The 12,773-nt window shown below is 55.5% G+C and carries 14 protein-coding genes and 2 pseudogenes; 3 read left to right on the top strand and 13 right to left on the bottom strand.

What is annotated here, in order from left to right; genetic code table 11:
- Window positions 1-6: 6 nt before the first annotated feature.
- The 6 genes and pseudogenes from FrondiHNR_RS12320 to FrondiHNR_RS12345 form a co-directional block, all read right to left on the bottom strand.
- Window positions 7-927 (bottom strand): annotated as a pseudogene (locus FrondiHNR_RS12320) (aldehyde dehydrogenase family protein); the annotation flags it as partial.
- A complete protein-coding gene (locus FrondiHNR_RS12325) occupies window positions 890-1,057 on the bottom strand; it encodes an aldehyde dehydrogenase family protein (RefSeq protein ID WP_279353069.1) in 168 nt (55 codons plus the stop codon). The gene FrondiHNR_RS12325 and the pseudogene FrondiHNR_RS12320, both read right to left, overlap by 38 nt.
- Entirely contained in the window at window positions 1,054-1,869 is an 816-nt protein-coding gene (locus FrondiHNR_RS12330; protein WP_279353070.1) for a gamma-glutamyl-gamma-aminobutyrate hydrolase family protein, read from the bottom strand. Before FrondiHNR_RS12330 ends, FrondiHNR_RS12325 begins: the two co-directional genes overlap by 4 nt.
- Complete coding sequence (locus FrondiHNR_RS12335; protein WP_279354557.1) at window positions 1,866-2,201, bottom strand: hypothetical protein; 336 nt, start codon at window positions 2,199-2,201, stop codon at window positions 1,866-1,868. The genes FrondiHNR_RS12330 and FrondiHNR_RS12335 overlap by 4 nt, the downstream gene beginning before the upstream one ends.
- Before the next feature lie 65 nt (window positions 2,202-2,266).
- A pseudogene (locus tag FrondiHNR_RS12340) lies at window positions 2,267-2,929 on the bottom strand (glutamine synthetase); the annotation flags it as partial.
- Window positions 2,926-3,183 carry a hypothetical protein gene (locus tag FrondiHNR_RS12345; protein WP_279353071.1) on the bottom strand — a complete coding sequence of 86 codons (258 nt, stop codon included), beginning with the start codon at window positions 3,181-3,183 and terminating at the stop codon, window positions 2,926-2,928. The pseudogene FrondiHNR_RS12340 and the gene FrondiHNR_RS12345, both read right to left, overlap by 4 nt.
- Window positions 3,184-3,500: 317 nt before the next feature.
- On the opposite strand from FrondiHNR_RS12345, the gene FrondiHNR_RS12350 reads away from it, so the two are divergent.
- The 3 genes from FrondiHNR_RS12350 (at window position 3,501) to FrondiHNR_RS12360 (ending at window position 6,069) form a co-directional block, all read left to right on the top strand.
- The gene (locus FrondiHNR_RS12350) at window positions 3,501-3,773 is read left to right on the top strand and encodes an amino acid permease (protein ID WP_279353072.1); all 273 of its coding nucleotides are present in this window, start codon (window positions 3,501-3,503) and stop codon (window positions 3,771-3,773) included.
- 452 nt (window positions 3,774-4,225) lie between these two features.
- A complete protein-coding gene (locus tag FrondiHNR_RS12355) occupies window positions 4,226-5,266 on the top strand; it encodes an AvrD family protein (RefSeq protein ID WP_279353073.1) in 1,041 nt (346 codons plus the stop codon).
- Complete coding sequence (locus FrondiHNR_RS12360; protein WP_279353074.1) at window positions 5,263-6,069, top strand: AAA family ATPase; 807 nt, start codon at window positions 5,263-5,265, stop codon at window positions 6,067-6,069. Before FrondiHNR_RS12355 ends, FrondiHNR_RS12360 begins: the two co-directional genes overlap by 4 nt.
- A gap of 255 nt (window positions 6,070-6,324) precedes the next feature.
- Here FrondiHNR_RS12360 and FrondiHNR_RS12365 read toward each other — a convergent pair whose 3' ends face one another.
- The 7 genes from FrondiHNR_RS12365 to FrondiHNR_RS12395 all read right to left on the bottom strand — a co-directional run bounded on the left by FrondiHNR_RS12365 (window position 6,325) and on the right by FrondiHNR_RS12395 (window position 12,211).
- A complete protein-coding gene (locus FrondiHNR_RS12365; RefSeq protein WP_347567105.1) occupies window positions 6,325-6,990 on the bottom strand; it encodes a signal peptidase I in 666 nt (221 codons plus the stop codon).
- Between the two features lie 12 nt (window positions 6,991-7,002).
- Entirely contained in the window at window positions 7,003-7,842 is an 840-nt protein-coding gene (locus FrondiHNR_RS12370) for a hypothetical protein (RefSeq protein WP_279353076.1), read from the bottom strand.
- Entirely contained in the window at window positions 7,782-8,405 is a 624-nt protein-coding gene (locus FrondiHNR_RS12375) for a hypothetical protein (RefSeq protein ID WP_279353077.1), read from the bottom strand. Before FrondiHNR_RS12375 ends, FrondiHNR_RS12370 begins: the two co-directional genes overlap by 61 nt.
- On the bottom strand, window positions 8,405-9,076 hold the full coding sequence (locus FrondiHNR_RS12380) for a hypothetical protein (protein WP_279353078.1): 672 nt from the start codon (window positions 9,074-9,076) through the stop codon (window positions 8,405-8,407). The genes FrondiHNR_RS12375 and FrondiHNR_RS12380 overlap by 1 nt, the downstream gene beginning before the upstream one ends.
- A complete protein-coding gene (locus FrondiHNR_RS12385) occupies window positions 9,073-9,741 on the bottom strand; it encodes a hypothetical protein (RefSeq protein ID WP_279353079.1) in 669 nt (222 codons plus the stop codon). Before FrondiHNR_RS12385 ends, FrondiHNR_RS12380 begins: the two co-directional genes overlap by 4 nt.
- Before the next feature lie 10 nt (window positions 9,742-9,751).
- Window positions 9,752-10,429, bottom strand: a complete 678-nt coding sequence (locus FrondiHNR_RS12390) for a hypothetical protein (RefSeq protein WP_279353080.1) — start codon at window positions 10,427-10,429, stop codon at window positions 9,752-9,754.
- 102 nt (window positions 10,430-10,531) lie between these two features.
- Entirely contained in the window at window positions 10,532-12,211 is a 1,680-nt protein-coding gene (locus FrondiHNR_RS12395) for a hypothetical protein (protein WP_279353081.1), read from the bottom strand.
- Window positions 12,212-12,773 lie beyond the last annotated feature (562 nt).

Below are 12,773 nucleotides of genomic sequence, written 5' to 3' on the forward strand. Positions count from 1 at the left end.
TCCTTATTATTGCGCTGACGTTGCGTGGGGTGTTGCTGAGGTCTGTGAGAAGAAAACGGTTTTTGTATCGGTGAAGCTGAGGGGTGCGTCCGGACCCAATTCCCGGCCCAGGCCAGACTCTTTGAAACCACCAAAGGGGGTGTTGTATCGCACCGAGGAGTGTGAGTTCACCGAGAGATTACCGCTCTCCACGCCGCGCGACACCCGTATTGCCCGGCCAAGATCGCGGGTCCAGATCGAACCCGAAAGGCCGTAGGGGGTGTCGTTTGCCAGGGCCAAGGCCTCCGCCTCGGAGGCGAAGGTCTGCACGGTGACCACCGGCCCAAAGATTTCTTCGCGAACGGTTGGATGATCCGATCGGGTCGGCGCAAGAACGGTTGGCGGAACCCAAAACCCTTTCCCCTCGGGGTGCGTGCCCCGAAACGCCACGGGTGCCCCGACGGAATCGCTCAGGAACCCCCACACAGTATCCCGATGTGACGCGGTGACGAGGGGACCCATCTCGGTTTCCTCATCGAGAGGGTCGCCCACTCGAACTCGCTGAACGGCGGGTTCCAGCAGTTCCATGAATCTCTCGTAGACGCTCTCCTCCACCAGAATGCGGCTGCGAGCGCAGCAATCCTGTCCGGCGTTTTCGAATACACCGTAGGGAGCCGTGGCGGCCGCAACCTCTAGATCGGAGTCCGCAAAAATAATGTTGGCGCTCTTACCACCGAGTTCCAGGGTGACTCGCTTCACCTGCTGCGCGCATCCCGCCATGATCTTTTTTCCGACCGCGGTGGAGCCGGTAAAGACCACCTTGCGCACGAGCGGGTTGTGCACAAAGCGCTCACCCACCACCGAACCCCGTCCGGGCAACACCTGGAAAACCTCCTCGGGCAGCCCCGACTCAATCGCGATCTCCGCGAGACGGATACTGGTCAGCGGGTGTGAGTGCGGCCCATCGCCGCTGTGCGCGGGTGGCCCGGGCGATTGCGTGGTCGGTTTCGGCGGCGGTGACGTGGGCAACCGTTGTGACCGTTTCTTCGGTGGCCGGGTTAGTAACGGTATAGCTCACGGTGCCTCCTGGCGGGTGTGGGGTACAGGCTGTCGGGTGATTTTTTGGCCGTCAGGACTGTGCCGACCGTGATACCGGGTGGCCGCGCCGATAAGGGCGGCAAATAATCTATCGTCATGGTCGGCGTCCTGTTCGGGGTGCCACTGAACACCGAGCACAAACGTTTTTGAGGGCATCTCCACGGCCTGGATAATCCCGTCATCGCTCAGCGCGGTAACGGCCAGTTCCCCCGCTACCCGATCGATTGCCTGGTGATGATAGACCGGGACACCCGGACGCTGGGAACCGAGTATTGATTCGAGCAGGCTATTTTTATGGATGCTCACGGGAACGGTATTAAATTTCCCCTCGCCCTGCTGATAGCGGTTGCTTCCGGTGTGCTCGGGAAGGTGTTGTACGAGAGTGCCACCGAGAACGGTGTTGAGCATTTGGGCACCGCGACAGATACCAAGCACCGGTAGGTCATACTCAAGGGCCACACTCAGAAGCGCAACCTCAAAGCTGTCCCGCTCCACCCGGGGAGCGTCTGTGCGAGGGTGGGCTTCCTGACCGTAGAGCGCCGGGTTAATATCGGCACCGCCCACAAAAACAATACCGTCGAGCAGGCCACAGAGCTGATCGGCGGTGTCTCGATCACACGGCTGCGGGGGCAGGAGTACGGCGCTGCCCCCGGCACGGTTGATGGCAGAAAAATAGGCTCGGGGGAGAAACGCGGCGGGCGTATCCCACACACCCATCTGAGCCCGTTCTAGGTAGGTGGTGAGCCCGATAACCGGTGCTTTTTGCGCATCCTGTTCTCTAGAGTCGTTCAAATCCGCGCATCCTCTCCCAATCGGTGATGGGCGTAGTGCTCCACCACCTCGTCACCGAGGAGGGTACGCACCCTTGCGGAGCCGCTAAACGTATCGCGGGCGTCGCGCAGCGTGAGGGGGATGCGTGGCGCGCTACTCTCGTAGGCGTTTCCTCGGGTCTCCGGCTCAAGCTCCACCTTGTTTTCGATGCCGTAGACCCCGGCGGCGATGATTGCCGCCACGGCCAGGTACTGGTTAACATCAGCGCCGGGCACTCGATGCTCCAGGCGCAGGCCGGTGCCTGCGCCAATAACCCGTATCCCGCAGGTGCGATTGTCGCGTCCCCAGGACACCGCGGTGGGGGCAAGCTGCCGCTCACATAACGCTTATACGAGTTAATATTGGGGGCAAAAAACAGCGTAAAGTCGCGCATCAGCGCCAATTGTCCGGCGAGGAAGTGTCGCATGAGCAAGGTCATCCCATCGGGACTGGCGTGATCCCCACCCACGGGGTTTCCCTCGGGGTCGCGGATGCTCAGGTGAACGTGGCAGGAACTGCCCTCTTTCTCGTTGTACTTGGCCATGAAGGTGATGGATTGGCCGTGCTTATCCGCTATTTCTTTTGCACCGGTTTTATAAACGGTGTGGTTGTCGCAGGTGACCAGCGCGGTGTCGTAGCGGAAAGTGATTTCCTGCTGCCCGGGATTGCACTCACCCTTCACTCCCTCACAGCGTAACCCCGCCCCGGTCATCCCTCTGCGGATGTCGCGCAGCAGCGGTTCCATCCGGGTGGAGGCGTGTATGGCGTAGTCGATGTTGTAGTCGCTTGCCGCCCGCAGCCCACGGTATCCTTTACCCCAGGCCTCACGGTAGCTATCCTCAAAAACGATAAATTCCAGCTCGGTTGCGGACATCGCGGTGAGTCCGTGCTCCCACAATTTTTCAAGCTGTCGCTGCAGAATGCGTCGTGGAGACTCCTCGACGGGACTGCCGTCAAACCAGTGCGGGTCGGCAAGCACCAGGGCGGTTGACTCCTGCCACGGAACAACACGCAGGGTGTCCAGGTCGGGAATCATCATCATGTCGCTGTATCCCTGATCCCACCGGAGACACGGTAGCCGTCGATTGTATTGAGCTCCACATCAACGGTTATGAGGTAGTTGCAGCACTCGGCTCCGTGATGAGACACCTCGTCAACAAAGTATCCGGCGTCGATGCGCTTGCCGAGCAGCCGACCGAGCATGTCGGTAAACCCTAGAATAACGGTGTCGATGCTGCCGTCTTGGGTGCGGGTTCGGAGCTCGTCTAGGGTGAGGTGTCCTGCGCTCTGTGTCATGGGATGCTCCTTTGCTCTCGACATCGAGAACGTGCTCGGGCGGTGGAAACGCGTTCGAAGCACTACCCCCGCCACACAATATGGACGACTATCAGACCATTAGAACATATTATTATTCCCTATCTCCAGGGCAAAATATCCTAAAGTCAGTGAACATTTTCCGATAATGGAAGATCAGCAGTCCTTAGTTTGCCCTCCCGACGGTGGGAGGGCAAACCCACGGCGAATAATAACAACACGCCCAATCCCCGGCCCCGGTCGACTCCGACGCGGAGGCCCTGGCCGAGCTCGGTTACAAGCGGAAACTCCACCGCGTAGTGTCTGAATTCTCCAACTTTGCGGTGTCGTTCTCGATCATGTCAATTCTGGCCGGATGCATCATCTCCCCTGCGATTGCGCTCCGCTCCGGCGGCCCCTCCGCAATAACCCTCGGCTGGGTTATTGTCGGGGCGTTTGTACCGTGTGTTGCCCTCGCCACGCCCGAGGTCTATTGCCGCTACCCCGCCGCCGGAGGGCTCTATTTTTGGGCGGGACGCCTCGCCAGAAAGAACAAGCGACAGCCGGCCTTGTGGTTGTGCTTGCAAACGTGATGCGACCGGTCAGCGGCCAGAAGAACTTCATGACGAGCGGGGCATAAGACGAGCACCTCACCGTGAAGGCCGAGGAGCTACTGAATGATGAGGAGCTACTGAATGACGAGGGTGGCCCCCACGGGAACACCAGAGCGAAACGTAGCGAACTCAGTCTAGTCGAGCACACGCGCACACGCTGCCCTAGACGGCAGCGCCGAAACTCACTGCCGCAACCAACGCCCAGAACAGAACCCCTCTGAGCCTCCGCGTTAAACGAGGTGACACCAACGACGGAACCGGGCCTTTCCGTTGCCACACCTCCAATAGATCTAGAAGAATAATTTCCTGATTTTAAGTAAACAATTACTTATATTTTATATAATTAGATAGCTTGATATTAATCAAATCGCCGGAATAGACTTCTAACCATATTCAAAATAAAGTTTACTTTACGATAGGAGTATCATTCAATGACGATCCACTCTTACAAAACTTTTGATGAGTGTCTAGGGGATAGGTCCACGCGATATTTTGGACACGGTTATAAGTCTGTTCAACAGTCAATCTCCAACCTCACGATCGACCACGAGTCATCACGAGTTAGTGGCTATGCTCATGTGGACTATCAGGTCGGATGGTCGCAGAAGAGAACAGAAACTCCACTCAACCCACACCTCAGCAGCATTGATGGGGTTATTATCGCGGTAACACTCTGTGAAGCTTTCATGATTCATGCATTCGGAATGCATGATGAAGAACTCCAAAAAGCGTGGGTCAACAAGATCAACGTCCGTGCGGGAACAAAACCGCTCACGACACTCCATCAATTCGCAGTCGAAGGACAACACGTTTCATCTGACAACATTACCGAGACGGAGACAGTCTCACTATTCGCCTGCGCAATAGGCACCTTTAAAATTACCCTTCAGATCCAACACAAAACCTTATCGAGCACCGTTCAAAACAAGGCTTTAGAAGCGTACCCGCAATCAATGACTTCCTCACAACGGATATATGGTGATCTTTATAAGCAAACTGACTACGTGAGCCACCGGGTTCACCTCGACCCCGCTGCCAGAACCGCAGCAGCTCGGTTAAGCCTCATGGAACCAGATACCGCAGAGCGATCCGGGCTTGAGGCCTCTTACAGAACGTCTTCCCTCATCATTGGCGCCATAATCGTAGCGGCTCAGCTATCACAGGTTCTCCTCTACAAGATAGACGGACTCTCTCGGGAGGAAACGGATACTCTATGGATGAGAAAATTTGATATTACCGTCGCACAACCGCAACAAGACGAAAATAAAAGCGCTGAAGTCCTTCTTCATGCCCGGCAAGCACAGGTATTAGACCTGCGGAACCTCGGAGTGTGGAGAATATCAGATGTTGCAATCGAGAACTTTTGCGGCGCCTCAGTGCGGGGATCTCTTGCCTATCGGTTGAAACCTCCACCCGCCGCCGGGCAACCTCTGACAGACACTGTGAACAACACCACAGGCGGTAGGCCATGAGCTACACAGAAAATCTCAATAACGAGCCCTCTTTTCAAAAACCAAACCTGCATCTCGCAATTTCGGGAACATACTCCACGGGAAAAAGCACAACAACAGAAACGCTCTCGCTCCTCAGTGGAATACCCAGAACCCACGCAATGACGGCCCGAGAAATACTCATGGATGTTGTCCCCGGAAAACAACTCCAAGAGCTCAACTCCACAGAACTGATTGCCTTAGGCCTCAGGCGTTTTGAAGAGCGAGTTCATAACGAGGCAAAAAACGACGCATTCATCTCCGATGGCTCCGTTATTCACGAATGGGTTTATGGGCAAGCACGTCTCATGATTGGCATAAACCCTGGCGCACCCTGGCCCCTCCGAGCAATCCGAAAAACAGCCGGACTCTCTTCCGAACGATTCTACAAAAGATACATGGACTCTTACGGAAGCATCGTAAAATCTCGAGCGGCCCGAACCTATGACGCCTACGTTCATCTGCCCGTTGAATTTCCGCTGCACAAAGATGGCCACCGTCCAGTATCAGAGTCTTTTCGACGGCTATCTGACCAGATTCTGACCGAAACGGTGCGGGAACTTAAAATACCACTTTATGTGGTGAGAGGAACGCTCGAGGAACGGGTAGAAAAAATTACCCGTCTCTTCAATCTCCCCACCGTCATGCCGGTCGAGCAGGCAGCAAAAATAGCGCGTGACAGAGTTGCCGAAACAATCCGTGTGATCGAGGAAGACAATCGGTTTCACGAAGCTCAACGGAAGAAATCAATCATGAAGCGAATCCGATATGCGATGCGCTACTAAGCGGCTATCCAGTACAGCGGAAAAAGCGTAATGACCAGCCACAGGCCAAGCCCCAAAACCCCGACCAACTCGATCTGGCTGTGAGTGATCCGCTCCATCACTCTCACCACCCCGCACTCTTTGAGAGGCACATCCGACTCAAACCCGCCCGATCCGAGCAAACAAAGGAGTCATGTATCACCCCGAAGGCAACGCGCAACCCAGGCAGGTCACCCAATCTGACAATAGATATCAGACGCGACCCAGAGGTTGTTGTTACTCTTTTCGCTGCAGCGTATAGGTAGCAAGAATAGCCAGGGTGAGCACAGCAATTCCCACAAGACCCAGGGGCGTCTGAAAACTTTGGGCCACCACCCCCAGATATGGAATAACGGTCACGACCAGCCCGGCGTGGGTAACCCGGTAAAGTTGCGGGTCGTTGCTATCGTTTGCGTCACCCCGCAGGGTCAAGCTGCTTCCTCCCTCCGGATGCGCTGTGATGTCAACGATACGGTGAGTCACAAGCCCCTGGCCGTCCTGTCGGGGCACCGTTACCACGTCACCCTCTTGCAGTTCACCCACCGGTGTATCTTTTATAAAAACCATTGATCCGGTTGGCATAAACGGAGCCATAGACCCCGAGATAACGGCCTGTGGCCGAAAGTTAAAAATGACGGCAACAAGGAAAATCACAATACAGATTGCCCCGATGATTGAGGCGATCCATAGAATAAATGAGCGTATGACCTGAATAAATGAGTATCTCCTACGGGCGCGCTCCCTCTGTCTTTGGTCATTTCGGCTCCCAGGAGGAGACCCGTGCTCTCCAACCGTTTCAGAGTGTTCACCCGGTTGCGGCCCGGAGCCCTGGTCGAACAGATTCAAGGGTGAGTCCCCCCGTAACGTTTCAGGTTTCGCGCGATTCATGAGGTACAAGAACATTCAGCATCACCCCTATCGCGAACCCGCGTCGATGAGTATGTCAAAGGTCGCGCTTCCGGAATTTTGTGCCGCGAGCGCCGGGTCGTCGGCGAGGTGAACGTAAACGGCGATGGTTCCCCTGGTATTTTCTGGCCCACGCCACGTCTCCTCAGGCGCTAGTAAACCCGCGCTTCCTCGAGATTCCAGAATCACCGATTCCTGATCCGTGGGGATATCAGACACCGCCACGCCATTTTCAGGACGTGCCGGATCACCAAAGAGTGTTGTAACCGCTCCATCCACAGTTATCTCTGCCGAGAATCTGAGGTACGGCGCAACCGAACCGGAGAGGCCCTGAATTGCCATGGTCACTACCGCTCCCAGACTGTAGCTGTTGTTACCCACCGCGGTGCGCATTACGGTCGTTTCTCCCGGAACAAAATACGTGTTTTCTGGGATCTTTGCCACGACCCGGTCAGAGTCAAAAACAACAGTCTTGCCCTGGGGTGTGATCCCCACAAGGTCAAAGGCACTTCTGATCTCATCGAGATTTACATACGCCTCCTGAAGGTAGGCCGCGTTGGTTTGTGTGAGCATCACCGAGCCCATCCACATCAGTGATGCCGTCACCAGTGAGAGTCCCACCAACCACACATTTTTCAGACGGCTAGATTGCAGTAGTGAGGACAGAGGACTCGGCAGCGTCAAGGGCGTGCAACGAGCGGCGCGGTGGGTGGCGTAACGAGCGGCGCGGTGGGTCTGCGGCGATAACGCCCGGGCATTCCGGAACCGGACTCGGCGCGAACCGCGGCTCATGAGGACTCCGTCGATTCTTGCGTGCGGCGAGAGTCCGTGCGCCGTCTCCTGAGCCAAAAGATAAACCCTATTGCGACCAGCAACACACCCAGCAACACGCTGAGAAAAGCCGATACCCCGGTGAATGCCAATCCGGTCGGGGTGTCTGTGGCATCCGCGCTATCGTTAAACGCTGAGAACTCCCAGGAGAGCGAAGCGGTTGCAGCCCGGTAGCTGTCGTCTGCGGCGAGGGGAAGTGCAATACTTCCGGTGATCACTCGAGTTTCGCCGGAGGCAATAGTGCCCAACTCATAATTCTTACCCACAATAGCGTCGGGAGAAGTGAAATCAATGATCGTGCCCTCTTCCTCGAAAAAGGCGATCACCGCGGGGCTATCCCCGGAGAACGCAGTACCCGAGCTTGCGGAGACCTGAAAACTCACCGGCAGGTCTTGCGACCCGGTATTGGTGACGTCCAACTGCCACTCTCGGGAATGACCCGGTGCCGTGAGGCCAACATCCACCGAGTTGCTTGAGGTCGTGAGGCTCCCCACGTTACTCTCCGATGCAAACGCCACCGCAGTTGGACTCAAAGACAGCAGCACCAACCAGCTCGTGATGATTCTTGATAATAACTTCATTAAAACTCCGTATCCACGATAAAAGGATTCCCGGCAACGGTGGTGCCAACAAACGAAAGATTAACGGTGATTGGTTGCGAGTAGGCGGATTTGGGCGCGTCATCCCGCAACCACATTTTGATGGTGACCGTGACCTCTCTTTCGCCGTCCGCGTCTAGCTGTGACAGCGCTACGCCCCCTCCACCGTTGAGGGCGTTAACCTCACTCGCGCTGAGAGGGGTTGCCTGCGGTAACACCGAGCGCCCATCAACATAAATCCCAAACAATACATAGGGCAAAATCTCATGTGATACGGCGTCAGAAGGGTCCGGTGCGTGCAGAGTGAGGGCGAGGCTCGCAAGCGCCGAGCCGTCGAGCGTCTGAAGCTTTGTTGAGAAGGTAACGGTTTCCACGATTGGGTCACCAATTGGGGGAACCAGCAGGGTGGCAACCGAAACCTGTGTGGGGTCTGAGATGTCGGCAATCACCTTGGGAAACGCCTCATCCGAGAAGCGATCATCCACGGTTGGCCCCTGTGCAATCAAAATCTTGCCGGATAGAGCGCTCTCCGCAGAAATAGACTGCATAAAGAAGGCCGTGGTGGTTGTCACGATACCCACAGCGGCCAGGATACTGATCCCCGTGACGATGATTGATAAGCGTGTGAGAAAAATTCGTTTTAAAATGGTCATTGATTTATCCCCTGCATCTTCACGGAAACCGAGCTTGTCAATCCCTGATACTCGTTCCCGACCCAGTCCGGGAGAAGGATATCAACCCGAACCGTCGTAAAATTATCAGCGGCAACAAGGCCAAGAGGGATATCCGTGAGGCTGCCCACCTCAGCACCGGGCACTGCCTGCGCAAGCACAACGCCATCATGAATCACGGTGAACTCCATGACGTCAAAAAGATTACGCCCCGGTTGTGGTCGCGGGTTAAGGATTGTCATGTTCACAAGCCCACCAACACCATCGGTGGAAACAATTTTTGCCCCGAGGGTAAAGGTCCGGGTAGTTCCCGGCTCAAAGGTATCATCGTCTCTCAACGCCACATCCTGTTCGGATGCGGTCGGGTCGGACCACAGAGAATCTATCAGTGAGACACCCTCAGCCCCGGCAACCGAAACGTTAAAGACCAGGTCCGATGGTTTCATAACGGTGGTTGTACCGCGGATAACCTCCACCATGGATGCACCGGTGAGTAGCGTCCCCGCACACAGGGCAATCCCCGCTACAAGCACTGTTCCCCTCTTTAAAATATGCATAGCTACCTCACTCACTGCCGAAAACTTAGTCCAAGAAATAGTTGATATGGTGGCCAGCCGAGCCGCCCTCTCGAGCACACGGCTGGCCACTCCGATACACCTAGCTCATGGATGTGCCGGTGAAGTGGGCCTGTAGTTTCACCCCACCGCCGTTGGCCGCGTTTGTCAGAGCCTGTGTAGCCCCGTTTGCAAGATAGATTCTGAGCACAATGACCTTGCCAGCCTCCGGCTCAAGATTGCCCAGAGCGGTGGACGAAATAGCTCCCGAATCGTCAAGGCTCAGCCCGGTAGCTACCCACTCGGTGGGAGCGGTGCTTGCGCTATCTACCTGAGCGATATCCACCCGAAACAGCCCCGCATAGGCCGCGTCCCTGTCCGCCTGAGCCTGATCCTCAGCATCGGCTGTCTGGTCGGTGAACTGCAGCGCAAGTGTTGATCTAAACGAAACAGACTGGTTGAGCACCGGAATATTAACGTATAGCGGATCGCCGCCCGGGCTCAGCGCGTCCGAACCGGAAACGTCTATATCTGCGGCAGTTGCCGTGGTACCGGGACGAATCCAAGTCTCTACGGAATCAACCGTTGTTTCTTGGTTCTGTGAAACAGCGATACTGTAGGAGTTTTCGATCCCTCCAAACCCGTTTGAGCCTCCCAGGTTCAAAAATGCCTGGTCTGTAAAGGCGGCAGTCGTGGCGAGCGCGGCAACTCCAAGGAGAGCCCCAGCCGCAATAACGGTTCTTTTTCTTCCGGTTCTTTTCTTTGTTTCGAGCACAGTCATTCTACGTTTTCCCTTCTTCGTCTTGCCCTACATACCCGTTTTTAAAACCCCAACGGGTACTCATTCACTACCCAACCTTTTGCTGGGGAGGCTCATAGTTATTCAGCGAACTTTGATTGTGCCCGTTGCCGCCGCCCTCACGGGTAGGCCAAACAGGTTATCTTCGGTTGCCTGTGTGAGATCATAAATTTTAATTCCTACCACCCTCAGGCCGGGATCTTTGCACTGCACATAGTCATACCCAGCAATCCTTCCACCGCCCCATGCCCAGGCCGCACCATCGGCACTTTGAGCCCAGGTCGCGCACTGCGTAGAGGAAATGTAATCGATTGTTTGTTCCTGCGGAATATCGGCAACGCGGGTTGGCAGCGTCACCGACTCCCCCACCTCAACACTGCACGGTGTACCTGCCCGTGGTGCCTGATGAACCCCGATAGCCTGGCAGAAGTTGTTCCGTCCCCATCCCCACGCTTTTCCGTCATGCGTGAGGGCAGTAATGGAAGACACTCCCGCAGAGAAAAGCCGTACGTTTTGCATTGCAACAGCAGGCAGGTACCTGCTACTACCCGGGGTCAAGCTCGTATCAGACTCACGCCCCAGGAACGCAAAACCGTAATAGGTGTTTGGCGAGATCATCCAGGTATAGAGATCACCGTTTTGCAGCAGCATCCGTGGCGCACGTGCACCAAAACCAAGCTGACGCACCGGGCACCCACCGTCGTCAAACACGGGAGTTGCTTTTGCCCCCGCGCAGGCGGGCATCGGGGCACGGAGCATTTCTTCAACGATTGCGTCGTAGCGGGTGACCGTTCCGTCATAGCTATTTCCAGCACCGTCTCGGTAAAGATCGGGATACGCGGAAAAGAGTGCCTTATTCGCCCCCGGGTTCAAGATAGGACACCTCTGGGAAACATGGATTGTACTCTCTCCATCGGAGTTGTCATACCCCCAGGTGTAGATCAGCCCGTTTTGTGACACGGCCCCTGCCGCGTTGTTTCCACCCCAGATGGAATGCCACGCAACGGTATCCCCTCCCACACACGCCCTATTTCCCGGCGTTGTTGTGACGGTGTTTGACAGCGCCGGGTACATTGAATTTCCCCTGAAGGGGGTGGGAAGGTTTTCTCCCCCGTACCCCCATGCCCACAGGTTTCCATCAGCGTCTAACGCTAAATATTGGTTTTCTGCGCGACTCAACTGAATGATTGGTGGCAGTGTTCCACTGGCGGTTACCCCATTCGTGGTAGTTTGCGTCACCTGACCCACGGTTTGTGATTCAAGCCTGGTGATGGGCCCCCGACCAATCAGCTGTTGACCGTTTGTATCTCCAGGAAAGGTTCGACCCCACGACCAAACTTTTCCGGTGGAATCCAGGGCACCAAAGCTTGTTGGATAAGACCCCACATTATTACTGTAATGAAAATCATTTGTGCTACCAGCGGCTTGTGTAATAATACTTCCCTCAGGAAAGTTCACTCTCGTTGGCTCGCTATCAATTGCGGGCGTCCCCCCGTTCCCGTCTCCGGTCACCCGATTCCCCGTTACGTACAGTTCACCAAATCGATTAATCTTCAGCGTAGAGTTTGCAGATTGATCGTGTGGCACAGGGAGGGCGGCGGGGGTCACCTCTGTTTTTACGGTCGCAGTCGCAAAGCTGGCATCGTTGAACCCCGCCGAGGTAGAAACCGTTGCAACCAACCCCGCGATAGCCAAAAGCGCACCTCCACGAAATACAGAAACGCGCGCCCCGACCCCAAACCAACCAGTGTTATCTAAAGCCATATCCCCAACCCCTAATTTCTTTACTTATGACAACTTATCATTACTTTTTCCATAAAGAACACAAGTAAGAATTAAAATTCTTGATTAAAAGCTTTTTTAAAGCTTAAAAGAATCTGATTCATTTATTCAATGAGTGTGCCCTAGGCTAATTTTCGGCGCATCATCCCGCATTTCCTCCCGCTAGACTGGGCCCCAGCAGCCAAAGTTGACGCCTGTATCTCAGGGCTCCATCCCCAACACAGAACGTGCTTTGCCCTCGGTCCATCCCAACCCTTTATCGAGCACCTACCCCTTTGCCCACACACCTGATGCTTTGTTGCGCAGCCAGCACTTTGTTGCACAACCGACGCTTCATTGCGCACCCGGCACTTCATTGCACTTCTGATGCTTTATTGCACAACCGACGCTTCATTGCGCAGCCGACGCTTCATTGCACTTCTGGCACTTTGTTGGGCGGATATCCTTTCGCCGCACTCCTGGCTCTTCGCTGTATGCCTCGCCCTTTGCGACGCACCTGCCCTTGCGACGCACCTAAGCCTTCAGGATGCACCTGTCCTCTTCA

The organism is Lysinibacter sp. HNR (genome assembly GCF_029760935.1).
GTDB lineage: Bacteria > Actinomycetota > Actinomycetes > Actinomycetales > Microbacteriaceae > HNR.

Excerpts from the sequence above, each read along its gene's own strand:
- FrondiHNR_RS12390 (WP_279353080.1), bottom strand. The coding sequence starts at position 10,429 with ATGACTGTGCTCGAAACAAAGAAAAGAACCGGAAGAAAAAGAACCGTT.
- FrondiHNR_RS12395 (WP_279353081.1), bottom strand. The coding sequence starts at position 12,211 with ATGGCTTTAGATAACACTGGTTGGTTTGGGGTCGGGGCGCGCGTTTCT.
- FrondiHNR_RS12380 (WP_279353078.1), bottom strand. The coding sequence starts at position 9,076 with ATGACCATTTTAAAACGAATTTTTCTCACACGCTTATCAATCATCGTC.
- FrondiHNR_RS12375 (WP_279353077.1), bottom strand. The coding sequence starts at position 8,405 with ATGAAGTTATTATCAAGAATCATCACGAGCTGGTTGGTGCTGCTGTCT.
- FrondiHNR_RS12345 (WP_279353071.1), bottom strand. The coding sequence starts at position 3,183 with ATGACACAGAGCGCAGGACACCTCACCCTAGACGAGCTCCGAACCCGC.
- FrondiHNR_RS12365 (WP_347567105.1), bottom strand. The coding sequence starts at position 6,990 with ATGTTCTTGTACCTCATGAATCGCGCGAAACCTGAAACGTTACGGGGG.
- FrondiHNR_RS12360 (WP_279353074.1), top strand. The coding sequence starts at position 5,263 with ATGAGCTACACAGAAAATCTCAATAACGAGCCCTCTTTTCAAAAACCA.
- FrondiHNR_RS12355 (WP_279353073.1), top strand. The coding sequence starts at position 4,226 with ATGACGATCCACTCTTACAAAACTTTTGATGAGTGTCTAGGGGATAGG.